21 protein-coding genes are annotated in these 23,716 nt (G+C 70.1%); 9 read left to right on the top strand and 12 right to left on the bottom strand.

Translation table 11 applies throughout. The features are described 5' to 3' along the window. Positions 1 to 78 precede the first annotated feature (78 nt). Complete coding sequence (locus tag OO71_RS24795; RefSeq protein WP_051792077.1) at positions 79 to 792, top strand: SDR family NAD(P)-dependent oxidoreductase; 714 nt, start codon at positions 79 to 81, stop codon at positions 790 to 792. Continuing rightward, positions 789 to 1,616, top strand: coding sequence for an enoyl-CoA hydratase family protein (locus tag OO71_RS24790; protein WP_033292272.1), 828 nt, complete (start codon positions 789 to 791; stop codon positions 1,614 to 1,616). The genes OO71_RS24795 and OO71_RS24790 overlap by 4 nt, the downstream gene beginning before the upstream one ends. Here OO71_RS24790 and OO71_RS24785 read toward each other — a convergent pair. The 6 genes from OO71_RS24785 to OO71_RS24760 are packed head-to-tail and all read right to left on the bottom strand — an operon-like array spanning position 1,581 to position 5,500. Then, positions 1,581 to 2,603: a DUF2332 domain-containing protein gene (locus OO71_RS24785; RefSeq protein ID WP_033292271.1), complete on the bottom strand. Its 1,023-nt coding sequence runs from the start codon at positions 2,601 to 2,603 to the stop codon at positions 1,581 to 1,583. The two genes, OO71_RS24790 and OO71_RS24785, sit on opposite strands and share 36 nt — an antisense overlap. After that, entirely contained in the window at positions 2,603 to 3,523 is a 921-nt protein-coding gene (locus OO71_RS24780) for an SMP-30/gluconolactonase/LRE family protein (RefSeq protein WP_033292270.1), read from the bottom strand. The genes OO71_RS24785 and OO71_RS24780 overlap by 1 nt, the downstream gene beginning before the upstream one ends. A 9-nt stretch (positions 3,524 to 3,532) precedes the next feature. Further along, positions 3,533 to 4,189, bottom strand: a complete 657-nt coding sequence (locus OO71_RS24775; protein WP_033292269.1) for a histidine phosphatase family protein — start codon at positions 4,187 to 4,189, stop codon at positions 3,533 to 3,535. Continuing rightward, positions 4,190 to 4,945, bottom strand: a complete 756-nt coding sequence (locus OO71_RS24770) for an SDR family oxidoreductase (RefSeq protein ID WP_033292268.1) — start codon at positions 4,943 to 4,945, stop codon at positions 4,190 to 4,192. Between the two features lie 54 nt (positions 4,946 to 4,999). Then, positions 5,000 to 5,200 carry a hypothetical protein gene (locus OO71_RS24765; protein ID WP_033292267.1) on the bottom strand — a complete coding sequence of 67 codons (201 nt, stop codon included), beginning with the start codon at positions 5,198 to 5,200 and terminating at the stop codon, positions 5,000 to 5,002. Between the two features lie 3 nt (positions 5,201 to 5,203). Next, entirely contained in the window at positions 5,204 to 5,500 is a 297-nt protein-coding gene (locus OO71_RS24760; protein ID WP_051792074.1) for a YciI family protein, read from the bottom strand. 404 nt (positions 5,501 to 5,904) lie between these two features. On the opposite strand from OO71_RS24760, the gene OO71_RS24755 reads away from it, so the two are divergent. After that, a complete protein-coding gene (locus OO71_RS24755) occupies positions 5,905 to 6,846 on the top strand; it encodes a hypothetical protein (RefSeq protein ID WP_033292266.1) in 942 nt (313 codons plus the stop codon). Between the two features lies 1 nt (position 6,847). Here the strand turns inward: OO71_RS24755 and OO71_RS24750 are convergent, their stop codons facing one another. After that, on the bottom strand, positions 6,848 to 8,470 hold the full coding sequence (locus OO71_RS24750; RefSeq protein WP_033292265.1) for an acyl-CoA synthetase: 1,623 nt from the start codon (positions 8,468 to 8,470) through the stop codon (positions 6,848 to 6,850). A 151-nt stretch (positions 8,471 to 8,621) separates the two neighbouring features. Here OO71_RS24750 and OO71_RS24745 point away from each other — a divergent pair, with 151 nt between their 5' ends. Both OO71_RS24745 and OO71_RS24740 read left to right on the top strand, forming a co-directional pair. Next, on the top strand, positions 8,622 to 10,316 hold the full coding sequence (locus tag OO71_RS24745) for a bifunctional 3'-5' exonuclease/DNA polymerase (protein ID WP_033292319.1): 1,695 nt from the start codon (positions 8,622 to 8,624) through the stop codon (positions 10,314 to 10,316). A 153-nt stretch (positions 10,317 to 10,469) separates the two neighbouring features. Continuing rightward, on the top strand, positions 10,470 to 10,868 hold the full coding sequence (locus tag OO71_RS24740) for a hypothetical protein (protein ID WP_033292264.1): 399 nt from the start codon (positions 10,470 to 10,472) through the stop codon (positions 10,866 to 10,868). 5 nt (positions 10,869 to 10,873) lie between these two features. Here the strand turns inward: OO71_RS24740 and hrpA are convergent, their stop codons facing one another. From hrpA to OO71_RS24725, 3 genes are all read right to left on the bottom strand, one after another. Continuing rightward, entirely contained in the window at positions 10,874 to 14,749 is a 3,876-nt protein-coding gene (hrpA, locus tag OO71_RS24735; protein WP_033292263.1) for an ATP-dependent RNA helicase HrpA, read from the bottom strand. Positions 14,750 to 15,003: 254 nt separating this feature from the next. Beyond that, positions 15,004 to 16,197 (bottom strand): cation:proton antiporter, encoded by a 1,194-nt coding sequence (locus tag OO71_RS24730; protein ID WP_033292262.1) that lies wholly within the window; start codon positions 16,195 to 16,197, stop codon positions 15,004 to 15,006. Positions 16,198 to 16,235: 38 nt separating this feature from the next. After that, on the bottom strand, positions 16,236 to 16,553 hold the full coding sequence (locus tag OO71_RS24725; protein ID WP_033292261.1) for a hypothetical protein: 318 nt from the start codon (positions 16,551 to 16,553) through the stop codon (positions 16,236 to 16,238). 276 nt (positions 16,554 to 16,829) lie between these two features. On the opposite strand from OO71_RS24725, the gene OO71_RS24720 reads away from it, so the two are divergent. Continuing rightward, entirely contained in the window at positions 16,830 to 17,678 is an 849-nt protein-coding gene (locus tag OO71_RS24720) for a chitosanase (RefSeq protein WP_033292260.1), read from the top strand. A gap of 36 nt (positions 17,679 to 17,714) precedes the next feature. Here OO71_RS24720 and OO71_RS24715 read toward each other — a convergent pair whose 3' ends face one another. Further along, the gene (locus tag OO71_RS24715; RefSeq protein ID WP_033292259.1) at positions 17,715 to 18,704 is read right to left on the bottom strand and encodes a PHP domain-containing protein; all 990 of its coding nucleotides are present in this window, start codon (positions 18,702 to 18,704) and stop codon (positions 17,715 to 17,717) included. 103 nt (positions 18,705 to 18,807) lie between these two features. Next, positions 18,808 to 19,311 (bottom strand): metallophosphoesterase family protein, encoded by a 504-nt coding sequence (locus OO71_RS24710; protein WP_033292318.1) that lies wholly within the window; start codon positions 19,309 to 19,311, stop codon positions 18,808 to 18,810. 167 nt (positions 19,312 to 19,478) lie between these two features. Between OO71_RS24710 and OO71_RS24705 the strand changes: the two genes are divergently transcribed. From OO71_RS24705 to OO71_RS24695, 3 genes are read left to right on the top strand one after another with little or no spacing between them, the layout of a single operon-like run. Then, positions 19,479 to 21,254: a VanW family protein gene (locus tag OO71_RS24705; RefSeq protein ID WP_033292258.1), complete on the top strand. Its 1,776-nt coding sequence runs from the start codon at positions 19,479 to 19,481 to the stop codon at positions 21,252 to 21,254. Positions 21,255 to 21,305: 51 nt separating this feature from the next. After that, on the top strand, positions 21,306 to 22,082 hold the full coding sequence (locus tag OO71_RS24700) for an ABC transporter ATP-binding protein (protein ID WP_033292257.1): 777 nt from the start codon (positions 21,306 to 21,308) through the stop codon (positions 22,080 to 22,082). After that, positions 22,058 to 23,638, top strand: coding sequence for a hypothetical protein (locus OO71_RS24695; protein ID WP_033292256.1), 1,581 nt, complete (start codon positions 22,058 to 22,060; stop codon positions 23,636 to 23,638). Before OO71_RS24700 ends, OO71_RS24695 begins: the two co-directional genes overlap by 25 nt. The last annotated feature ends 78 nt before the right edge of the window (positions 23,639 to 23,716 follow it).

The raw sequence follows: 23,716 nt of genomic DNA, 5'->3' as shown, positions 1-23,716 counted from the left end.
GGGGTCCGCGCGGGTTCGGCAACGTCGGGCACGCCACAACTCTATACACCACAGCCCGCTGCGGTGTAGCTTTCGAGCGTGACCAATTCAGGGGAACGGCCCGGAAGGGTCGTCGTGGTGACCGGCGGTACCCGCGGCATCGGCGCCGCCGTCGCCGAACGGTTCCGGCAGGCGGGCGACACGGTGCACTCCCCCGGCCGCGCCGACTGCGACGTCACCGACGAGGCCGCCGTACGCGCGTACTTCGCCGAGCTCGGCCCGGTCGACGTGCTGGTGAACAACGCCGGGGTGTCGTCGAGTGCGCCGCTGGCGAAGACCACAGTGGACGATTGGCGCGGCCAGTTCGAGGTCAACGCCACCGGTGCCTTTTTGTGCACCCGCGAGGTGCTGCCGGGCATGCGTGAGCGGAACAGCGGGCGGATCGTCACGGTCGCCTCGACGGTGGGCCACGTCGGCGCGCGCTACACCGCGGCGTACACGGCCTCGAAGCACGCTGCGGTCGGCCTGATGCGCGCGGTCGCCGCCGAGGTGACCGGTACCGGTATCACGGTGAACGCGGTGTGCCCGGCGTTCGTGCGCACGGACATGACCGCGACGTCGGTCGCCCGGATCCAGGAGCGCACCGGCCGCGACGAAGCCGACGCCGAGGCCGCGCTGGCCGCCGCTTCCCCGCTCGGCCGGCTGCTCGAACCCGCGGAAATCGCGTTCGCCGTGGCGTTTTTCGCCGCCCCGGAGGCGGCCGCGATCAATGGTCAGACTCTCGTTCTCGACGGTGGAGGAATCCAGAAATGAGCCCGTTCCGCGCCAGTGTCCCGCTCACGAAAACGTGGGACCACTTCGAGTTCACCGTGGACGACGGGGTCGCCACGGTGACCTTCGACCGTCCGGACAAGCTCAACGCGCTCACCTTCGACATCTACGCCGACCTGCGCGACCTCGTCGCCGAGCTGCCGCACCGCGGCGACGTGCGGGTGCTGGTGCTCACCGGCAAGGGCCGCGGGTTCTGCTCGGGCGGCGACGTCGAGGAGATCATCGGCGAGCTGCAGAAGATGGACACCGCCGAGCTGCTGGAGTTCACCCGGATGACCGGCGCGGTGGTGAAAGCCATGCGCGAGACGCCGATTCCGATCATCGCGGCGATCAACGGCGTCGCGGCAGGCGCGGGTTCCGTCCTCGCGCTGGCGAGCGACTTCCGGCTGCTGGCCGAATCGGCGAAGTTCGCCTTCCTCTTCACGAAGGTCGGCCTGGCGGGCGCGGACATGGGTTCGGCGTACCTGCTGCCGCGCCTGGTCGGCCTCGGCCGCGCGACGGAGCTGCTGATGCTGGGCGACAAACTGCCGGCCGCGCGCGCCGAGGCAATCGGGCTGGCGAACCGGGTGATCCCGGACGACGAGCTGGCCGCCGAGGCGACCGCGCTCGCCCGCCGCCTCGCCGACGGTCCCGCGCTCGCGTACTCCACCACCAAGGTCCTGCTCACCCGCGAGCTCGACAGCGACCTCGGCAGCTCCATCGAGCTGGAGGCGATCACGCAGGCTCTGCTGATGACGGCCAAGGACCACAAGGAGTTCTACGCCGCCTGGTCAGCCGGCCGCAGTCCACAGTGGACCGGTCGCTAGCCACGACAGCAACCGGCCACGCGACCAGCACCGGCCGACGGCTTCCGTGCGCAACCCGGAGCCGTCGGCCAGCGCGACGCCGAGAATGCTGTGCCCGGACGCCGGTCGGTCGCCGAAGGTCGGGACCTCCGGCGCCACGCCGACGCCTTCCGCGGACACCCACGCGACCGTCCGGCCGGCCTCGGCGAGGTGACTCGCGAAACGGCGACGGCGCTCGACCGACAGCCGGGACAACGCCCAGGTCGTGGTGACCACCGGCAACGCGTCCACGGGAATCTGGGCGAGGGCGTCGGGCAGCAGGTCGACCGGGTCGCCTTGCTCCAGCGTCGGGGAAACCGTTGCGGTCAAAGCGATTTCTGCGTCGAGCCGGGCAATGCGCTCCGGTTGGTCCGGGGGCAGGCAGGCGCGCAGCCACCGAGCGTCGGCGGCGTCGGTCATGTCCAGCGGCTGGGTGTCGAGGCCGATGCGTGCGACGACCTCCGGGATCGCCCGCGGCGGCAGCGGCCGGTCTCCCACGATCGAGGCCGACACCTGCACGGGCGACGCCGGGTCACCCAGCGGTTCGCCTTTGCTGTAGGTGATTCCGACGCGATCGACGGTGAGGTTGAACCCCGCCGAACACCCGAAATCGAGCAGCCCGACCGCATCCGCACCCGCCCGGTGTGCAACCTCGGCGATGAGCGGATACAGCACAGTGGCGCGTCCGGTTTCGCCGGTCCGCAGGGGTCGCCGCACAGCAATCGCCACGACCTCGTCGGTCCGCTGGAGCACAGTGTCGACTGCGTCGTCCGCCGGGGCGCGGCCGGAGAGGGCAAGGTCGTGCAGCGCAGCGAGAATCACCGTCGGATGCCGCTTGCGCGCGGGCGCCGTTTCGATGGCGCGCAGGGCCTCCGGCGATTCACTCAACGCGAGGGAAACCCGTTGGTACCACGGCGAAGTCGCGTCCTCGCCGAAGCGGCGGTAGGTCTGTGCGAGAGTACGGGTCATCAGAGGTCGGTGTACCCGATCGCGTTCTCCTCCAGGCTGCCGAACCACAGCCGGCCGTGGTATTCGCGCAGGCCGGTGAGCAGGTGGAAGCCCGGGATCTCGCCGCGCCGCTGCCGTTCGATCGCGCCGTCCGGCGTCACCGCCAGCACGCCGACCTGGCGTTTCGGGCTGGGCTGCCAGGCATCCGGAAGAGATCGGACTGCCGCGCGCAGTGGCGCGGGCAGGCGGCGCGCCAGGTCTAGCGCCGGGACGCGCGGGCTGGCCTGGGTGATCCAGATCAGGCCGTCGCTGCCGGTGGCGATGTTGTCCGGGAAGCCCGGCAGGTTACCGGCCAGCAGGTCGCGTTCCCCGGCGCGCGGGCCAGTCAGCCAGAGCCGGTTGACGCGGAATTCTCCGGTTTCGGCGAACGCGACGAAGGATTCGTCCGGGGGCAGGGCCACGCCGTTCGCGAACTGCAGTCCGTCGGCGAGGAGGTCGATCTTGCCGTCCGGGGTACGGCGCAGCAGGCGGCCGCCTGCGGTCTGCTCGATCAGGTCGTCGCGCCAGCGGTCGATCCCGAAGCGGCGCGAGGAGTCGGTGAAGTAGATCGTGCCGTCGGCGGCGACTGCGGCGTTGTTGCAGAACACCAGGTCCAGCCCGGCCGCGGACGTCGCCAGCGTGGTGACCGGACCGCCGGCCAGCGGCATGGCGAGCAGTCCGGCGCGGGCGTCGCAGATCAGCAGTTCGCCATCGCCGTACAGCTCCAGCCCGAGCGGACGGCCGCCGGTCTCGCCGAGCACGTCGATCCGCTGCCCGTCCGGCGACACCCGCAGGATCCGGCCGTCGGCGACCCCGGTGTACACCCGCCCTTCCGCGTCGACCACCACGTCTTCCGGACCGTACCCGTTCACCGGGACGATCGTGACCTCACCGAACTGCACGCCGGCCTCCTACCGGTAGCTGAGCAGCCGCGCCGTCTCGCCTTCCAGATGCGGATGCTCGTTGAAGGACAACAAGGTGACCCCGCCCCGGCCGGACGTCAGCTTCGTGATCCCGGTGTTCACCGTGACGCGGTTGAGCTTCAGCAGCCCGACCTCGGGTGCTCCCATCAATGCTCCCGCGAGCGCGCCGAGCACGCCACCGGAGGTGAACACCAGCCCGTGCTCGCCCTTGCCCAGCGACGCGACGAGGTCTGCCAGCGCCGCCGTGCACCGGCCGAGGAACACAGGCCAGCTCTCCGCGCACGGCCCTTCGTCGCCCGCGGTGGTCCACGCGGTCAGCGCAGCATCGAGCAACCGCTGGTACTCGCGCGAATCCTGTTGCGGCGCACCGCCTGCGTGGTGCCGGGAGATGTCGACGTGGTCGTACTCGTTCCAGCGTTCGTCCTCGACCACCGGCAGGTCGCAACCCAAGGCCTTCAAGGCGGTCGCGGCAGTGTCCCGCTGGCGCGCCAGCGTGCCCGAGCGCACCTGGGAGAACTCCACCCCGCGCCGCCGCAGCTCCGCACCGGCCAAAGTGGACTGTTCGAAACCCAGTGGCGACAACGCATCGTAGTCCGCCGCACCGAACGACGCCTGTCCGTGCCGGATCAGGTAGATCGCACCCATTTACGCGAACCTCCGCAACAGCCGGGCGGGCGCCAAACGCACCGCGACACTCAGGGGTACCCACGGCCACGCGGGTACGTATGCGCGTTTCGGCTCCGCTTCGATCGCCTTCACGAGCGCGCGGACGCCGGTCTCGGCCGACACCATCAGCGGATTGCGCGCGCTGGACCGGTCGGTCATCTCGGAGCGGATGTAGCCGGGCCGCACGTCGGTGACGGTGATTCCGTGGCGGCTCAGCTCGAGCCGCGCATCCTCCGCGAACGCGGAGATCCCGGCTTTCGAGGCGGAATACGCGGTGAGGTTGCGCGGGAATCCGCGCAGGGCCATGAACGACGAGATCACCGCGAGGTGCCCGGTCCGCTGCTCGCGGAAGATGCCCGCGGCGGCCTCGATCTGCGCGACCGCGCCGAGGAGGTTGGTTTCGAGGGTCTGCCGGTTGGCGTCGAACCGGCCGCTGCCGACCGGCTGTCCCTTGCCGAGACCGGCATTGACGACCACGCGGTCGAGGCTACCGAGTTCCGTCCGGAACTCGCCGAAAACCGCGAACACCTGTGCATGATCGGTCACGTCGAGCGCGCGGGTGGCCACTGTGATCCCCGGGTACGCGCTGCGCAGTTCGGCCGCCAGCTCGTCGAGCCGCTCGATCCGCCGGGCGCACAGCGCGAGATTGCGCCCCCGCGCGGCGAACTCGCGTGCCATGCCTTCGCCGAGGCCCGAACTGGCTCCGCTGATGAGAATGTTCTGCCGCAGGACCATCCGCGGAGCCTACCGGGTGGTTACCACCCGGTAGACCGCACTGTGATCGCACCCTCAGCCGGCCGCCCAGTGCCGCTCCGCGCGCTGCAGGCTGCCGGGGATCAGGTTGAAGAGGAACCTCGGCACGGCGCCGAAGAAGTAGTACGTCTTGCCGTCGATGTCCATCGCCAGCCTCGCCTTGCCGGCCGGCGCGCGGTTCCGCGGTCCCAGGCTCAGCGCGAACGCGCACTTGCCGTCGAACTCCGGCGTGGGCATCGCTCAGGCCCCCGGACGCGGAAGGATCTCCAGTACGTCGATCGTGCCCGTCTCGGTGTGCGGATGACCGGCCAGCAGGGCCTGTGCGGCGTCGGCCGAATCGGCCTCCAGGATCGTGAACCCGCCGACGGTGCCGTCCCCGCCGGAGGTGGGCGCACCGGCGTCCACCACGGCGTCGCCCGCCTTGGCGAACCACGCCGCCCAGGCTTCCATCATGGTCGCCTGCTGCTCCGGCGTCGCCTGGGCCATGCGCTGTTCGACCGGCTGGTCGTCGCGGTAAAGCAGAAGGAATTTCGCCATTTCGACCACCTGCGATCGAGGGGAAACCGCCCCGGAACCGGGGATCGCGCCCATCGTCTGCCCGCTGCGGGCGCCGGGCAAGTCACGAATCGGCTGCGGGGTGACCGGTGGCCCGGCGTCTGGGGGCAGGCCGGGCCACCGGTTCCGGGCAGGGCCACCGACGGACGCGCGGGGCGCGGACCGCGCAGCGGGGGCCGAAGTGCCGGAGTGTCCGGACGCGCCGGGGGCGGCGCGGTCCGTCCAGGCCATGGAAGCGTGCCCGCGCAGGTCCCGGCAATGGTTCACAGTTGCCAGTACTAGCCCGTTCGCCCGAGTGCCGGGACGGAATGCCTGTTCGGGCGGCTGCTACCGTCACGGTGGCGGGCTCGGCACGGTCGGTTACGAGTGGGGGCGATCGGCGGGACATGGCGCAGCGGCAGCGCGGCGACCGGGTCGGTCCGGACACCCCCGAAGGTGCCCGGACTGCTTTCGCGAGCGCGCTGCGGGCCGCCATCGCCACCAGCGGGCTGTCGCTCGACCGGATCCAGGCGCGGCTGCGGGCCCGCGGCACCACGGTCAGCGTCACCGCGCTCAGCTACTGGCAGTCCGGCAAACGCCAGCCGGAACGGGCCGGATCGCTCTCGGCGGTCCGGGTGCTGGAGGAAATCCTCGACGTCCCCGACGGCGCGCTGCTCGGTCTGCTGCCACCGCCGCGGCCCCGCGGGGCGAGCCGGCGCGACCGGGCGGGCGAGGAACCGGTCACGTTCACCCGGGAGATCCTGCAGCCGCTGCTGGACCGGGTCGGCGCGCCGGATGCGCTCGACCAGCAGCACCAGCTCAAGCTCGTCGGCCTGCACGACCGTTGCGACATCGCCGCCGACGGCGGACAGCAGGCGGTCACGTCCCGCGCGGTGTTCCAGTCCGGCGCGGACGGCCAGGACCGCTGGCTGCTCGTGTACGCCCAAGGCGACGCCACGGCGGTACCGGAGCTGCGGCCGGTACGCAACTGCCGCGTCGGCCGCGCGGAGGTGGACGACGCGCACGGAATCCTGGTCGCCGAGCTGCTTTTCGACCGCGAAGTGGACCGGGGCGAAACGCATCTGATCGAGTACACGCTGCTCAACGCGGGCCCGCCGTACCCGCAGTGCCGGGCAACGCATTACCGCGAATTCCGCCGCCCCGTCCGCGAGTACCTGCTGGAGATCCGCTTCGACCCGGCCGCGGTGCCTGCACGCTGCTGGCAGTACGCGCACGCCACCGACGAAGCGCCCACCCGCCGTCGCCTGCGGCTCGACAGCGGGAACGGGGTGCACGCCATCGCACTCGACTTCGGGCCCGGCATCTTCGGCATCGGCTGGGGTCCGTGAGCTAGGACAGCTTGGTACGCAACACTTTCCCGGTCGCGTTTCGCGGCAGTTCGGCGAGGAACTCCACGTCTCGCGGCACCTTGTACCGCGCCAGATTCGCCTTCACGTACTCGCGTACGCCGTCCTCGTCCAGGTCTGCACCTTCGGCGCGCACCACGAACGCCTTGAGCCGCTCGCCGAAATCGGGGTCTTCGACGCCGATCACCGCTGCCTCGACGACGTCTTCGCGTTCCACCAGCAGGTTCTCCACCTCGATCGGGAACACGTTCTCGCCGCCGGACACGATCATCTCGTCGTCGCGGCCGTCGATGAAAAGGAGTCCGTCCTCGTCGAAGTGGCCGACGTCGCCGCTGGACAGGAGGCCGTCGATCATCTCCTTGTTCCGGCCGTCGGTGTAGCCGCCGAAGCTGAGGCCGCTGCCCACGAACACGCGGCCGGGCACGTTCGGCGCGGTGATCTTCCCGCCGTTTTCGTCGTACAGCGCCACTCGGCAGCCCACCGGCGCGCGGCCTACGGTGCCCGGCGCACGCTTCCAGTCCTCCGGGGTCGCGACCGTCGCCACCGCGACTTCCGTTGAGCCGTAAAGGTTGTGCACCACGTCGCCGAACTCCGCGTTCGCCCGGTTGCCGAGGTCGGGCGACAGCGCGGACCCGGCGACGAAGATGATCCGCAAGCAGGACGTGTCGTAGCGGTTGCGGACTTCCGGCGGCAGGTCGACGATCCGCTGCAGCATCGTCGGTACCAGGACGAGCGCGGTACAGCGGTGGTCGGCGACGCCTTTCAGGGTGAGCTCCGGGTCGAACTTGCGGCGCATCACCACCGTGCAGCCGAGCGCGAAGCTGAGGATGAACTGGGACAGGCCGGTGCCGTGGAAGAGCGGCGCGCCCATGAAGGTCGCCTCGCCCGAGCGCAGCGGGATGCGGTCCAGGAACTGCGCTGACGCCAGCGGGGATGTGTGCGGCCGCGGCGCGCCCTTCGGCGTTCCGGTGGTGCCACTGGTCAGCAGCACGAACCCGCCGCGTTTGGCCGGCGCGTGCAGCGGACGGTCGTCGGTGCTGGCGATGATCTCGGTGAGGACCGGAATGTCGTGCTCGCCCGGTTCGTCCACCCAGGCCAGGTAACGGTCGACACCGGGCACCGCGTCGAGCAGGCCGGTGAACTCCTGGTCGTACACGAGTGCGGTGACGCCCTCCCGGCTCGCGACGTCGGCGAGCTGCGGTTTGGCGAACCCGGTGTTCATCAGCAGCAGCCGCGCGCCGAGCTTGCCCGAAGCGGCCATCGTGAGCACGAGCCCGCGGTGGTCACGGCACAGCGCGGCGATCACCGAATCCGGGCCGAGACCGCGCTCCGCCCAGGCCCTGGCGAGCGCGTTGGACTGGTCGTCGAGCTGCTTGAACGTGAGCGGGCCGAGGTCGTCGACGATGCCGACCGCCGCCGGGTCCCGCCGCGCCGCGATGTGGTTGGCGCCGGCGAACGGGCCGTACCGGTGGATCGCGACCAGCGACCGGACCCCCTCGTCGAGCCGCGGGAACGGGACCAGCCCGGCGCGGCGCATCACCTCGATGCTGCGCACGGTCTCGGTCAGCTTGCCGGTCACCTGTCCGGCCAGCTCGGCCACACTCATCCGGGCACCTCCGTCGCTGCTTCCGGGTCGTCCGCCACCGGCCGGGCGTACCGGCGGTATGGGGGTTACTCGACAGTAAAGCAAGGACCTGCGCCGCGCACCAGTGCCCGGCGCGACGGAAATTGTCGGTGGTGGTCCGCACAATGTCGGGGTGCAGGTGATCACCGGCCGGGAGGAGGATTCCGGCTACACGATCGAGGGCCCCGCGGGTGCCCTCCGCGGGCTGTCGCGCGCCGAATGGGCCCAGGAGGTACGGCGGCTCGAGGCGGCGGAGAGCCCGCGCTGGGTGCTGCCCTCGGTCGAGGCGGACTACCCGGCGCTGGCCGAGGCCGGGGTGCGGCTGGGCCGGTGTCACGACCTGGCGCTGGCCGAGGGGCTGCTGCTCGCGTACGAGGGCCGGGAGGGGGAATCGCGGAGCCTGCGGGCGGCGTGGGCGCGGGCGAACGGGGAGGAACCGCCCGACGACGGGCCTGCGTTCGGGGAGGCCGGGCAGCCCACGTTGTTCTCGCCGCCCGGTCCGGGGCTGCCGCCGGGGGTCACCGTGGCCGAGGCAGCCCGCCGGGTCCTGGCTGCGCAAGAGAAACGGGTGGCCGCCACCGAGGCGCCGGGGCGGATGCGGTTGCTGCTCGCGGCGGAGTCGGCGAGTGCGCTGGCGGCGGTCGAGATGTCCGCGGCCGGGGTGCCGTGGCGGGCCGACCTGCATCGGGAGCTGCTGGAGGAGCGGCTCGGGCCGCGGGCGCCTGCCGGGCAGCGGCCGAAGGCGCTCGTGGTGCTGGCGGAGAAGATCACCGACGCGTTCGGCGGGCGGCCGGTCAACCCGGATTCGCCGCCCAGTGTCGTGCGCGCGCTCGGCCGGGCGGGTATCGAGGTCCCGTCGGCGCGGAAATACCTGTTGCAGGACATCGATCATCCCGCGGTCGCGCCGCTGCTGGAGTACAAGGAGCTGTCACGGCTGCATTCGGCCAACGGCTGGGCGTGGCTCGACGAATGGGTCGCCGGCGGGCGGTTCCGGCCGCACTACGTGGTCGGCGGGGTGGTGTCGGGCAGATGGGCCACGCGCGGCGGGGGTGCGCTGCAGATCCCGAAGGTGCTGCGCACATGTGTCCGCGCGGATCCCGGCTGGAAGCTGGTGGTGGCCGACGGCGCGCAGCTGGAGCCGAGGGTGCTCACGGCGTTGTCGGGAGATCGCCGTCTCGCCGAGGTCGCGGCGGCCAGCGATCTGTATGCACGGCTGGCGGAAGCGCTGTTCTCGGGCGCGCGGTACGTCCCGCTCCGCCCGGGAGACACGCGAGACGACCGTTCGCGCGCGAAGATCGCCATGCTGTCGGCGATGTACGGCGGCACGTCCGGCGAAGCGGGTCCGCTGCTTGCCTTGCTACGCCAGCGTTTCCCGGATGCAGTGTCCTATGTGGAGCGAGCGGCCACCGCGGGGGAACGCGGCGAGCGGGTACGTTCTCGGCTGGGCCGCACGTCCCCGGCCCCGTCGGCCGCGTGGCGAGCGCTCACGGGTGGACTCGCCGAAGACGCAGCCACCGAATCCCGCGCACGGCAAGCGTCGCGCAACTGGGGGCGGTTCACCCGGAACTTCGTGGTGCAAGCGAGCGCAGCCGACCTGACCGCCGTGTTGCTGGCCACCCTCCGCGGCCGCCTCCCCTCCCCCGCGCACCTGGTGTTCTTCCTGCACGACGAGGTGATCGTGCACACCCCGGCCGAACTGGCGGCAGAGGTCGCGGACATCGTGGAGGACGCCGTGCTGGAATCGGCAAAGCTCGTATTCGGTGAGGCATGCCCGGTCCGGTTCCCGATGCACGCGAAACCGGTGGACACGTACGCGGAGGCGAAGTGATCCCCTTGCCCCCAAGATTCCCACGCACCACATGGCGGTATGGGGAAGATCCATTCGGCGGAGCATTCCGTTGCCGTCGGTGGCATTCTCTGCGGCGGATTCCACCGCAAGGCGCTATCGGCGGGCGGATCAAGATCAGTACCTTCGTGACCCATGGTGGGGAGAAAGAAGAAAGGCCGCCTCGGCAATTTGTGGACCGGCCTTGCGCTGATCGCCGTCGTGTTGCTCTGGACCGCCCCCGCGGTGGGGCCCGGCATGATCGCGATCGTGTCGGCTTTCCTGGTGCTGTACTGCCTTTTCCTGGCTCCGACCTGGTGTTGTGCGACCACGCGGAAAAACGATTTCTGCCGCAACAATGCCAGCGGAATCCTTCTGGGCTGCCACCTTCAGCAGCACAAGTGGCAGAAACTCAAGATGGCGTTCTTGCAACAGCGCCCGGTGGAGGCGTTGCGCCGGATGCTCAGCAACATGAGCGGCATCGCCACGTCGCTTTCCGCCGCTGCCGGAACCGTTTCGGCCGGCGTCGCCACCGTCACGCTGCTGACGAGGTAACCCCGCTAGCCGAGCGCGTCATCCAAAGCCTTCGTGATGCGTTTCAGCGAAACCGGATGCGCCGTGCCCAGCGTTTGCGCGAAGAAGCTCACCCGCAGTTCCTCGATCATCCACCGCACCTCCGCGAGCGCCGGGGACGACGTGCCCGGGGGCAGGGTCGCCAGTGCGTCGCGGTATTCCTGGGTGATCCACGCGAGGTCGGCCGTGCGCTGGAGGTCCCTGGTCGGCTCGGTGGGCAGTTTTTCCAGCCGGCGCTCGATTCCCCGGAGGTAGCGGACCACGTTCGGCAGCCGCGCCGCGCCCGTTTCCGTCACGAAACCGGCGTGCACGAGGCCGTCGAGCTGCGCGCGGATGTCGGCCAGCGATTCGGCCGGGCCGCGGGTGTCGGGCAGCCGGGTCTCCACGTCGTTGGCCGCGAGCAGGATCCGCTCCACCTCGGTGAGCACCTGCAGCACCTTCGGGTTCAGCCCGGCCCGCACCTTCTCCAGCAGCGCCGCGAACCCGGCCTCGTCCCACGCCGGGCCGCCCGCCTCGGTCACCAGGGTGTCCACGGCGCAGTCCACGCAGTCGTCCAGCAATCCGGCGACGCTGCCGTGCGGATTGCGGTTCAGCACCAGCTTCGAGGAGTTCGACAGCGACCGCGTGATGAACTTCATCGGCGAGTTCAGGTTCAGCCGCAGCATCCGCCGCGTGCCCGACCACATCGCGTGCTGCTGCTCGGCGGGGGTGTCCAGCAGCCGGACGGCCACCGACTTGCCCTCGTCCACCAGCGCCGGGTACGCCTTCACGTCGTGCCCGCGGCGCGTCGATGCGAACACCTTCGGCAGCTCGCCGAACGACGGCTGCACCAGGCCCGCTTTCTCGATGCTGTTGGCCGCCTTGGAAATCGTCTCGCGCACGCGGGGCGCAAGGCGGCGCTTCAGCTCGTCCAGATCCTTGCCTTCGGCCATCCGCTTGCCGCGCTCGTCCACCACTCGGAACGTCATCCGCAGGTGGTCCGGCACCGCGGCAAGGTCCCATGCCGAGTCGGGCACGTCCACGCCGCGCAGGGCGTGCAGCTCGTCGCCGAGCACCTCGAGCAGCGGACCGTCCGAAGGGGACACTCGCGAGAGCGCGTCAGCGGCAGTGTCCGGCGCGGGAACGAAGTTGCGCCGCAACGCTTTCGGCAGCGACTTGATGAGCTGGGTCGCCAGTTCGGCGCGCAGACCGGGCACCTGCCAGTCGAAGCCGTCCGGCGTGACCTGGTTCAGCACCGGCAGCGGAAGGTGCACGGTGACGCCGTCGGCGTCCGCGCCCGGTTCGAACTGGTAGGTGAGCTTGAAGACGTGCGTGCCCTGCGTCCACGAATCCGGATAGTCCGATTCCCGGACCCCACCGGCGATTTCGTTGATGAGCATGGACTTCTCGAACGACAGCAGGTCCGGCTCGTTCCGCCGGGCTTGCTTCCACCAGCTGTCGAAATGGCGTACGGACACCACGTCGGCGGGCACGCGCTCGTCGTAGAACTCGAAGAGTGTCTGGTCGTCCACCAGGATGTCGCGTCGGCGGGCGCGGTTTTCCAGGTCCTCGACCTCGTCGAGCAGCGCCCGGTTTTCCGCGAAGAACTTGTGGTTCGTATGCCAGTCGCCGTCCACCAGTGCGTGCCGGATGAACAGCTCGCGCGACAGCTCCGGGTCGATCCGGCCGTAGTTCACGCGCCGGTCGGCGACGAGCGGAACGCCGTACAGCGTCACCTTCTCGATGGCCATCACCGCGCCCTGTTTACGTTCCCAGTGCGGCTCCGAGTACGTGCGCTTCACGATGTGGGCGGCCAGCGGCTCCACCCACTCGGGCTCGATCCGGGCATTGACGCGACCCCACAGCCGCGACGTCTCCACCAGCTCGGCCGACATCACCCAGCGCGGCTGCTTCTTGAACAGCGCCGAGCCCGGGAACACGGCGAACCGCGCGCCGCGGGCACCGAGGTAATCGCCCTTCGCCGGGTCCTTGAGCCCGATGTGCGAGAGCAGCCCGGCGATCAGCGCAGTGTGGATCCGCTGTGGTTCGGCCGGGGTGGTGCTGAGCATGATGCCGAGCGGTTTGGCGAGCTGGCGCAGCTGGCCGAAGATGTCCTGCCATTCGCGGATCCGCAGGTAGTTCAGGTACTCGGCGCGGCACATCCGGCGGAACCGGTTGCCGGTCAACGTTTTCTGCTGTTCGCTCACGTACTCCCACAGCTTGAGGTACGCGAGGAAGTCCGACGTGGGATCGGCGAACCGGGCGTGCTGCGCGTCGGCAGCCTGCTGCTTCTCCGCCGGGCGCTCCCGCGGGTCCTGAATGGACAGTGCGGCGGCGATGATCATCACCTCACGCACGCAGCCGTTGCGCGCGGCCTCCAGCACCATCCGGCCCATCCGCGGGTCCACCGGCAGCTGCGCGAGCTTGCGGCCGACCTCGGTGAGCTTGGTGGTGTCCGTGGTCTCGAACGCGCCGAGCTCCTGCAGCAGCTGCACGCCGTCGGTGACCTGGCGGCGGTCCGGCGGCTCCACGAACGGGAACGCGGCCATGTCGCCGAGGCCCAGCGAGGTCATCTGCAGGATCACCGACGCCAGGTTGGTGCGCAGGATCTCCGGATCGGTGAACTCCGGCCGCGACTCGAAGTCGTCCTCGGAATACAGCCGGATGCAGATGCCGTCCGACGTGCGCCCGCAGCGGCCCTTGCGCTGGTTCGCGGACGCCTGGGAAACCGCCTCGATCGGCAGCCGCTGCACCTTGGTGCGGTGGCTGTAGCGCGAGATCCGCGCGGTGCCCGGGTCGATCACGTATTTGATGCCCGGCACGGTGAGCGACGTTTCGGCGACGTTGGTGGCCAGCACGATCCGCCGCCCGGTGTGCCGCTGGAACACGCGGTGCTGGTCGGCCGCGGAAAGGCGCGCGTAGAGCGGCAGCACCTCGGTGTTGCGCAGCTCCAGCCGGTTCAGCACGTCGGCGGTGTCGCGGATCTCGCGTTCGCCGGAGAGGAACACGAGGATGTCGCCGGGTCCTTCGGCGGACAGCTCCTGCACCGCGTCGGCGATGGCCTGCGTCTGGTCACGGTCGGGATCGCTGCTCGGATCGTCCGGGTCGGCAAGCGGGCGGTAGCGCACCTCCACCGGATACGTGCGGCCGGACACTTCCACGATCGGCGCGTTGTCGAAGTGCTTGGAGAACCGCTCGGGATCGATGGTCGCGGAGGTGATGATGACCTTGAGGTCGGGGCGGCGCGGCAGCAGCTGCTTGACGTAACCGAGGATGAAGTCGATGTTGAGGCTGCGCTCGTGGGCCTCGTCGATGATCAGCGTGTCGTACTGGCGCAGCATCCGGTCGGTCTGGATCTCGGCGAGCAGGATGCCGTCGGTCATGAGCTTCACCAGGGTGTCCTGCCCGGACTGGTCGGTGAACCGGACCTTGTACCCCACGGTGTCGCCGAGCTCGGTCTTCAGCTCGCTCGCGATCCGGTCGGCAACCGTGCGCGCGGCCAGCCGGCGCGGCTGGGTGTGCCCGATCTGCCCGCGGACGCCGCGGCCCAGCTCGAGGCAGATCTTCGGCAGCTGAGTCGTCTTGCCCGACCCGGTCTCCCCCGCGACGATCACCACCTGATGGTCGCGGATCGCGTCGCCGATCTCGTCCTTGAGCCTGCTCACCGGCAGCTCGGGCGGGTACTCGATCTTCGGCACGCTCTCACGGCGCAGCTGCACGCGCAGCCGCGCCGTCTCGACGTCGGCCGCGATGCGCTCGGCCATGGCCTGCTGGTCACGAGCCCGGCGCGCGCCGTCGAGACGGCGACGCAACCGATGCTCGTCGCGCAGCATCAGTTCGGGCAGCTGGGCGCGCAGCGCGGCAAGAGGGGATGGAGTGGACATACTTGGGACAAGGATAGTCGGGCGCGCTTCCGGTGGCTTCCGAATATGCCGCTCGGCACCCGCGCGAGGTCGCCGGACCAGGTCACCGGAACCGTCCGCGGGCGGACGAGCCAGGCCGCGCAGCACCCGACTCAAGCCACCGGAACCACCCCCGGAGCGGACGAGCCACGCCGCACAGCACCCCGACTCAAGTCACCGCAACCGCCCGCGAGCGGACGAGCCACGCCGCACAGCACCCGCGTCAGGTGGCCAGGTCAGGTCGCCGGAGCCGCCCGCGCGCGGACGAGCCAGGCCGGGAGCAGCCAGGTCAGCCGGTCCGAGCGGAGCACGGCAAGCGGTCCGATCACGGCCAGGAGCAGCACGTATCCGGCGACGAACGGGGCCACCCGCGAGTCGAGCCCGGCCGCGGTCGCCATGGTCGCGAGCACCAGGGAGAACTCGCCGCGGGTGAGCACGGTCAGGCCGATGTTCACGCCTTGCTGGCGGTCGAAGCCGTGCAGCCGGGCGGCGAACGCGCCCGCAGCGAGGTTCAGTACCACCGTCAGCGCCACGGCGGCCAGCACCGGGAGCACCACGGTGCCCACTGCACCCGGGTCGATCGACAGGCCGAAGATGAAGAAGAACAGCGCGCCGAACGCGTCCCGCAGCGGCAGCACCAGTTTGTGCACGCGCGGAGCGACCTTCGACCCGCCGAGCATCATGCCGACCATGAACGCGCCGATCGCGTCGGACACGCCCACTTCCTCGGCCACCGCGGCCCCCAGCACCGCGACGCCGACGAAGCACACGGTGAGCAGCTCGTCGTCGGCCGAACCGAACAGCCGGGACACCAGCCGGCCGCCCCAGCGGGCCAGTGCGGCGAGCACGAGCAGGAACGCGAACGCCTTGCCGAAGTCGGCGAGCGCCGCGCCGAATCCGTCCGCGCCGCTGAGCACCGGCTGCAGCAGGGCCAGGTACAGCGCGAGGAAGAGGTCCTCCAGCACGACGATGCCCATGATCAGGCGGGATTCCGGATGGTCGAGCCGCCGGGTTTCCAGCAGCAGCTTGGTGACGATGGCCGACGACGAGATACCGATCGCGCCGGCGATCACCAGCGCCTCGCGGGTACCCCAGCCGAGCGCGAAGCCGAACGCGAGGCCGCCGCCGACGTTCAGCAGCAGGTACCCCAGCCCGGCAACGGCGAGCCGGGCGCCGCCGCGGGCGAGGTCGTCGAGGGAGAACTCGAGTCCGAGATAGAAGAGCAGGAACACGAGACCGAGCCCGGCCAGCACGCCGAACTCGGCCGGATCGTCCACAAGGGACAGTCCGGGGGTGTGCGGGCCGAACACGAAACCGGCCAGCATGAAGAGGGGGATCGTGGGCAGCCCGATGCGGGCGCCGACGCGGGCAAGGGCGCCGGCGGCGAGAAATGCGCCGCCGACGGCCAGCAAAGCATGACCGTTGCTCATGGGTCCTCCGAGAGCCGGGTACGAGTGGGTGCGCGTACTCAGCAGACGGGAGGCGCCCGCGCGGCGGCGGGGACTGGGGCGCGGTCGAGTTCGGCCGGTGCGGTACCGGTGAACGGGACGGTGCACGAGGTGGGCCGGGCGAGCCGGATCTCGCCCGGAGCGTCGGCGAGCGGCAGCGGATGCGCGGCGACGAGGTGCGGGCCGTGCCCCTGGACGAGCGCGGGTTCGGGGTCGTGCGGATGAGGGATGACCGGCGCGGGGCCGGGAACGGCCACGCCGAGCAGCAGCAGAACGGCCAGCAGCAGGCCGAGGATGGACCGGTGCCGCGGCGCGGTCGCGTCGGCGGCTGAAGGCATCTTGGCGTGAGTTTAGCATGGGGTCACGTGTGTCCAAAGTAGACAGTGCGGGGATATCCAAGTCTCGTGAATTGTCCATGCCGGTTCTCACTGTCATGAACACTCACTTCCACTGTGGACCGTTCACATCCTTGAATCCTCGCTGCAGGTCTTGCCCTGCCGGTTCACGCTCGGTTATCGTGGCGCTACGCCGCAGCAGTACCCGGAACCGGCCCCCGCACGGGGAATTGCCGGTCCCGGCGCCTTGCCCACGTTCCGCGGAAAGGGATTCCCGTCATGCGCAAGACGATGCGGCCCGCGCTGGTCACCGGTCTCACGGCGGCCTCGGCTCTCGCCCTCGTGCTCAGCACCCCCGCCCTCTCGGCCGCCGCCGTGCCCGCCCCGCTCGCCGCGGCGGCGCGGGCCCGCGGTTCCGGCGGCGACCTCGCGTCGCCGGAGAAGAAGGAAATCGCCATGCAGCTCGTGTCGAGCGCGGAAAACTCGTCGCTCGACTGGAAAGCGCAGTACTCCTACATCGAGGACATCGGCGACGGCCGTGGGTACACCGCGGGCATCATCGGCTTCTGCTCGGGTACCGGCGACATGCTGGAGCTGGTGCAGGCGTACACCAAGTCCGTTCCCGGCAACCCGCTGGCGAAGTTCCTGCCGGCACTGGAAAAAGTCAACGGCACCGATTCCCACGAAGGTCTCGGCTCGGCTTTCGAAAGCGCCTGGAAGAAAGCCGCGCAGACCCGTGAATTCCAGACGGCACAGAACAACGAGCGCGACCGGGTGTATTTCGACCCGGCGGTGAACCAGGCGAAATCCGACGGCCTCGGCGCGCTCGGCCAGTTCATCTACTACGACGCCATCGTGATGCACGGCCCCGGCACCAGCACGGACAGCTTCGGCGGCATCCGTTCGGCCGCGCTCAAGAAAGCCAAGCCCCCGGCCAAGGGCGGCAACGAAACCACGTATCTCAAGGCATTTCTGGAAGCCCGCAAGGTCGTCATGAAGAAAGAGGAGGCGCACGCGGACACGTCCCGGGTGGACACCGAGCAGATGGTGTTCCTCAACGAGGGCAACCTGGATCTGCATACGCCGCTGAAGTGGAAGGTCTACGGCGACCCGTACGAGATCCGCTGACCCCCCGGTGGGGCCGGTCGTCCCCGGCCCCACCGGTCATCGGCGCCCGGCGAGCTCGTCCGCCTGCCGGGTGTTGATGATCCGTTCCGGGCCCAGCCCTGCCTTCTCCGCCCGCTCGCAGCCGTAGCCCTGCCAATCGAGCTGACCGGGTGCGTGCGCGTCGCTGTCGATGGCGAAGTCGCAGCCCAGTTCCACGGCCTGACGCAGGAGCCGCATCGGCGGGTCGAGGCGTTCCGGCCGCGAGTTGATCTCCACCGCCACGCCGTTCTCGCGGCAGGCGGTGAACACCTTCTCCGCGTCGAACTCCGACTCCGGCCTGCCCCGTCCGCGCACCAGCCGCCCGGTGCAGTGGCCCAGCACGCGCACATGCGGATTCTCGACGGCGGCCAGCATCCGCGGGGTCATCTCGCGGGCCGGCATCCGTAGCTTCGAGTGCACGCTTGCCACCACGAAGTCCAGCTGCCCCAACAGTTCTTCGGTCTGGTCGAGCGCGCCGTCGTCGAGGATGTCGACCTCGATGCCGTGCAGGATCCGAAACGGCGCGAGCGCCGCGTTCACCCGCGCGACCTCGTCCATCTGCGCGCGCAGCCGCTCGGCGGACAGCCCGCGCGCGACAGTCAGCCGCGGCGAATGATCGGTGAGCACGATCCACTCGTGCCCCAACGCGCGCGCCGCCTCGGCCATCTCGGCGATCGGGCTACCGCCGTCAGACCAGTCTGAATGCGTGTGACAGTCGCCGCGAAGCGCCGTACGCAACGCACCACCGTCCGGGAGCTCGGCTTCTGTCAGCTTCGCCGTGTACGCGGGCGTACGGCCTCCCCACGCATCTTCGATCACGCCTGCGGTGGCTTTGCCGATGCCCTTCAACGCCTGCAGCGTCCCCGCGCGGATCCGCGACTCGAGCTCTTCCGCAGACAGCTTGTCGACTACCGCAGCTGCCTGCCTGAAGGCGCGTACGCGGTAGGTCGGCTCACCTGTGCGCTCGAGCTGGAAGGCGATGTCGCGCAGTGCGCGTGCCGGGTCCATGGCTCCTGTTTACCCGCTCAACCGCGGCGCGGCAGCTCGTGCTGCTTCCTGCCCAGCCGCTCAACCACGACGCGACAGCCCGCACAGCCTCCTGCCCACCCGCTCAACCACGACGCGGCAACTCGTGCAGCTCGACCGCGGTGAGCTGGCCGTCGCGGATTTCCGCGGTCTGGTACGTGCAGAACGGCTGCCGTCGCCGGTCGGTGGGCGAACCGGGGTTGAGCAGCCGCAGCCCGCCGGGCGTCACCGTGTCCCACGGGATGTGGCTGTGCCCGAACACCAGCACGTCGACGCCGGGGTACTGCGCGTCGCACCGAGCCGCGCGCCCTTTCGCGTCGCCGGTCTCGTGCACGACCGCCAGCCGGACGCCGTCGAGCGTTGCGCGGGCGACCTCAGGCAGCCGTTTCCGCAGTTCAGGGCCGTCATTGTTGCCGTAAACGCCGATCAGCCGCACACTCTTCGCGGATAACGTATCGAGCGTCCCGACATCGACCCAGTCGCCCGCGTGCACGACGACGTCGGCGGTGGCGACCTCGTCCCAGACCTGCGCCGGGAGATCCTTGGCCCGTTTCGGGAGGTGGGTGTCCGCGAGGAGCAGCAGGTGCACGCGGTCGCTCCTTCCGATCACCGCCGGTCCGCTCATTCAACCAGGGAATTCCCCGTCGAGACGCCACGAAGGGCGACCGGTTTGTTCCGCTGGGGGCAGTAGTCCGGCATGTCCGGCTCGGCCCGTAGGCTATGCGTCCGGGACATATGAGTTGAAGGGGTCGACAGGTGCCGTACGAACCGCGCTGGCCGGAGTCCGACAGTGACCAGACCGAGGTCCTGCCGGCCGTGTCACCGGAGGAACCGGAGCGTCCGGCGCGCCGCCGCAGCCTGCGCAAGGCGGGCTGGATCACCGGCGGGGTGCTCGGCGTGCTGGTGGTGGCGTACCTGATCGACCTGCTGACCAGCCAGGGCCGGGTGCCGCGCGGGGTGGTCGTGGCCGGGGTCGACGTCGGCGGGCTGGAGCGGCCGGTCGCCGAGCGCGAGCTGCGCGGGAAGATCGAGCCGCGGCTCACCCAGCCGCTCACGGTCACCGCGGGCGACGCGCACACGAAGCTGTCGCCGACGCAGGCCGGGCTGACCCTCGACTGGAGCAGCACCCTCGACCAGGCGGGCGACCAGCCGGTGAACCCGTTCACCCGGCTCGCGTCGTTCTTCGGCAGCCGGGAGATCGGCGTCGTCTCGCACGCCGAGGGCGGCAAGCTCGACCCGGCGCTGGAAGAGCTGCGCGGCCGCGTCGACCGGGACCCGGTGGAGGGCACGGTCCGGTTCGACGGCACGACGCCGGTCGCGGTCCCGCCGCGGCCGGGGCAGAAGCTGGACGTCTCAGCAGCCCGGCAGAAGGTCTTGAGCGGCTGGGCCTCAGGTTCCGAACTCGCGCTGCCGGTGGTGACCACGCCGGTGCGCACAACCGCGGACGGGGTCCAGCGGGCGCTGACGGAGTACGCGCGGCCCGCGGTGTCCGCGCCGGTCGTGGTCAAGGGCGAGGGCGCGGACGCGACGCTCAAACCCGAGCAGATCGCCGCCGCGCTCACGTTCGTCCCTGCCGACGGCGGCGGGCTGGCCCCGCAGATCGACCCGAAGAAGGTCACCGACGCACTCGCACCGCAGCTGAAACCCACCGAGCAGGAGGGCAAGGACGCGAGCATCGAGTTCTCCGGCGGGAAACCGGTCGTCGAGCCGTCGGCCGACGGCAGCACGGTCGACTGGGAGCAGAGCCTCAAGCCGCTGCCGAACACGCTCAAGCAGGCCGACGGGCGCGAGCTCAAGGCCGTGTACAAGAAGACGCCCGCGAAGGTGACCACCGAGCAGGCGGACAAGCTGGGTGTCAAGGAAGTCATCGGCGAGTTCAGCACCGGCGGGTTCGCCGCCGATTCCGGGGTGAACATCCGGACGGTGGCGCAGAAGGTGGACGGCGCCATCGTGAAGCCGGGAGAAACGTTCAGCCTCAACGGTTTCACCGGTCCGCGCGGGCGGGCGCAGGGGTACGTCGAGGCGGGCGTGATCGAGAACGGCGCGCCGGCCCGCGAGGTCGGCGGCGGGATTTCGCAGTTCGCCACCACGCTGTACAACGCGTCGTACTTCGCCGCGATGAAGGACGCCGGGCACAAGGAACACAGTTACTACATCAGCCGTTACCCGGCCGCGCGCGAGGCGACGGTGTTCCAGAACCCCAATGGCTCCAGCGTGATCGACCTGAAGTTCACCAACGATTCGGACACCGGGGTCGCAATCCAGACGATCTGGACACCGTCGTCGATCACGGTGAAACTGTGGGGTACCAAGCGGTACACGGTCGAATCAGTCCCCGGCGGACGGTCCAACCCCACGCCGCCGCCCACGAAACCGGGTCCGCCGGACAACTGCCACGGGTCCAACGGCGCGCCCGGCTTCACCACGAGCGACACGCGGATCCTGCGGGATGTCTCGTCCGGCCGGGAAGTTTCGCGCAATACGCGCACCGTGCACTACAACCCGCAGCCGAAGATCACCTGCGAACCCTGATTTCTGTCGGTGGGCCCGCGTAGAGTCGGGCGCACACGGAAGGGGGGACGCATGTCCGGGGATTCAGCCGCCGCCATGGGGCTTTACGGGCTCACCAAACGGTTCGGCACCACGCTGGCGGTGGACGACGTACGGCTCGAGGTACCGCGCGGGTCGTTCTTCGGCCTCGTGGGGCCGAATGGAGCAGGCAAGACCACGTCGCTTTCGATGGCGGTCGGCCTGCTGCGGCCCGACGCGGGCGAGGCGCACGTGTTCGGCGTCGACGTGTGGCGTTCACCGGAACGGGCGAAAAGCCTGATCGGGGTCCTTCCCGACGGACTGTCCATTCCGGAACGGCTCACCGGGCGCGAGCTGCTCACGTACATGGGGCTGCTGCGCGGGCTGGAGCCGCACGTGGTCGCCGAGCGGGCACAGGAACTGCTCGGGGTGCTGGAACTCGCCGACGCCGAACGCACGCTGGTGATCGACTATTCGGCGGGCATGCGCAAGAAGATCGGCCTCGCGATGGCGTTGCTGCACGCGCCCCGGTTGCTCGTGCTGGACGAGCCGTTCGAGGCGGTCGACCCGGTGTCGGCGTCGACGATCCGCACGATCCTGCAGCGGTTCGTCGCGTCGGGTGGTGCGGTGGTGCTGTCGAGTCACGTGATGGCGCTGGTGGAACAGCTGTGCAGCCACGTAGCGGTGATCACGCGCGGACGCGTCGTCGCCGCGGGAGCGGTGGCCGACGTACGGGGCGACGGCACGTTGGAAGAGGCGTTCGTGCACATCGTCGGCGGGCGCACCGGTGGAGCGGAGGGGCTGGCGTGGTTGGCGTCCTCGTCCGACTGAAGCTGCGGGTCCTGCGGAATTCGTTGCGGGGACGGCAAATCGCCGCGATGATCGTCGGCGGGATCTTCGGGCTGCTGGCCGCGTTGTTCACGCTCGGCATCGCGATGTTCCCGGTCCCGCGGATCACGGTCGACCTGCTCACGTCGGTGTACGCGGTGTGGGCAGCAGGCTGGGTGCTCGCGCCGGTCGCGACCGGTGGCGGCGACGACACGTTGCGTCCGGAACACTTCTCACTGCTGCCGATCGGCCGCCGCCGTCTCGCAGTCGGCTTGCTGGCAGCGAGTTTCGTCGGCGTCACCGTGGTGGTGAGCCTGCTGGCGTTCCTGGGCCTGGCCGTGTACGGCGCGCGGCTGGGGGTGGGCCCCGCTTTCGTGGGGCTGGTTTTCGCCGTGCTGCAGCTGGCTTTCGTGGTGCTGCTGTACCGGGTGGTGATGGCGGCGCTGGGCGCGTTGCTCACGTCGCGCAAGGGCAAGGAACTGGGGATCATCCTGGTGGCGCTCACCGGTTTGTCCGGTGTCGCGGTGAACTATGCGATCAACAGCCTTGGCCCGGCAATCGTCAACGGCCGGGTGCCGGGGTTCGTCACCGTCGTGCACGCACTGCCGTCCGGCTGGGGCACGCTAGCCGTCCACGCCGCAGGCACCGGCGACTGGGCAACCGCAGGCGGTTTGCTGGTGGCTCTCATTGCTGTGCTCGCCGTGCTGGTCGTTGTCTGGGGCACCCTGCTGGCCCGCGCCGCCACGACACCTTCGTTCCGCGGCGCCGCCTCCACTCGCACCCGCACCACCCGCACCTTTACTCGACGCCTCCTCCCCGCAACCCCGATAGGTGCCGTGGCCCGCAAGGAACTCCACACCTGGTGGCGCGACGCCCGACGCCGGGTAGCCCTGCTGTCGACCCTCCTGATCGGCGTAGTGATCACCGTAGTGCCGTCGGTCTCGGGCGGTGGCCGTTCGGTGATGCTGCCGTATTTCGGGGTCGCAGTGGTGATTTTCGCGTGCATGCAGGCAGGCAACCTGTACGGCATGGACGGCAGCGCCCTGTGGCATACGCTGGTAGTCCCGGGCGCCGAACGCGCCGACGTACGAGGCAGGCAACTGGCGTGGACCCTGATCGTCGGCCCGGCAGCCCTGGTACTGGCCGCGGTGCTGCCCGGCGCACTGGGCAAACCCGGCGCTTACCCCTGGGTGCTGGGCCTGGTCCCGGCGACGCTGGGCGCAGGTGCCGGATTGCTGATCCTGCAGTCGGTCTTCCTGGCGTTCCCCCTGCCGGACCAACGCCGAACCGCAAGCCCCTGGTCCTCCGGCGGCCGCCCCGGCTGCGCCCGGGCGTTCCTCATGCTGGCAACCACGCTGCTGTTGGTAGCCGGTGCACTGCCAGTGGTAGCGCTCTGCCTTTGGGGAACCCTGGCGAACCTCCCCGTAGTCGAATGGCTGGGCATCCCAGCCGGAGTGGCAACGGGGGCCGCACTGGCGTGGTGGTGGGGAGGCCTAGCGGAACGCCGCCTGGCGACCCGTGGGCCGGAGCTGCTCGCTACCGTTTCGAAGGAGCGGTAAGGGTTCCTCCGGCCACCGTGGGTGGCGTCTCCTGGCTACGGGGTCGGGCTTGATTTCGGCTGCGCTTCGAGCCGCCCG

It is taken from the genome of Amycolatopsis jejuensis (assembly GCF_000717335.1).
Taxonomy (GTDB): domain Bacteria; phylum Actinomycetota; class Actinomycetes; order Mycobacteriales; family Pseudonocardiaceae; genus Amycolatopsis; species Amycolatopsis jejuensis.
Note: the sequence above shows the minus strand (reverse complement) of the source record. Positions and strands in the feature narration are given on the sequence as shown.

Bases quoted from the DNA above. Each gene is read 5' to 3' on its own strand.
- OO71_RS24790 (WP_033292272.1), top strand. From the start codon at position 789: ATGAGCCCGTTCCGCGCCAGTGTCCCGCTCACGAAAACGTGGGACCAC.
- OO71_RS24785 (WP_033292271.1), bottom strand. From the start codon at position 2,603: ATGACCCGTACTCTCGCACAGACCTACCGCCGCTTCGGCGAGGACGCG.
- OO71_RS24775 (WP_033292269.1), bottom strand. From the start codon at position 4,189: ATGGGTGCGATCTACCTGATCCGGCACGGACAGGCGTCGTTCGGTGCG.
- OO71_RS24770 (WP_033292268.1), bottom strand. From the start codon at position 4,945: ATGGTCCTGCGGCAGAACATTCTCATCAGCGGAGCCAGTTCGGGCCTC.
- OO71_RS24765 (WP_033292267.1), bottom strand. From the start codon at position 5,200: ATGCCCACGCCGGAGTTCGACGGCAAGTGCGCGTTCGCGCTGAGCCTG.
- OO71_RS24760 (WP_051792074.1), bottom strand. From the start codon at position 5,500: ATGGCGAAATTCCTTCTGCTTTACCGCGACGACCAGCCGGTCGAACAG.
- OO71_RS24755 (WP_033292266.1), top strand. From the start codon at position 5,905: ATGGCGCAGCGGCAGCGCGGCGACCGGGTCGGTCCGGACACCCCCGAA.
- OO71_RS24750 (WP_033292265.1), bottom strand. From the start codon at position 8,470: ATGAGTGTGGCCGAGCTGGCCGGACAGGTGACCGGCAAGCTGACCGAG.
- OO71_RS24740 (WP_033292264.1), top strand. From the start codon at position 10,470: ATGGTGGGGAGAAAGAAGAAAGGCCGCCTCGGCAATTTGTGGACCGGC.
- hrpA (WP_033292263.1), bottom strand. From the start codon at position 14,749: ATGTCCACTCCATCCCCTCTTGCCGCGCTGCGCGCCCAGCTGCCCGAA.
- OO71_RS24730 (WP_033292262.1), bottom strand. From the start codon at position 16,197: ATGAGCAACGGTCATGCTTTGCTGGCCGTCGGCGGCGCATTTCTCGCC.
- OO71_RS24725 (WP_033292261.1), bottom strand. From the start codon at position 16,553: ATGCCTTCAGCCGCCGACGCGACCGCGCCGCGGCACCGGTCCATCCTC.
- OO71_RS24720 (WP_033292260.1), top strand. From the start codon at position 16,830: ATGCGCAAGACGATGCGGCCCGCGCTGGTCACCGGTCTCACGGCGGCC.
- OO71_RS24715 (WP_033292259.1), bottom strand. From the start codon at position 18,704: ATGGACCCGGCACGCGCACTGCGCGACATCGCCTTCCAGCTCGAGCGC.
- OO71_RS24700 (WP_033292257.1), top strand. From the start codon at position 21,306: ATGTCCGGGGATTCAGCCGCCGCCATGGGGCTTTACGGGCTCACCAAA.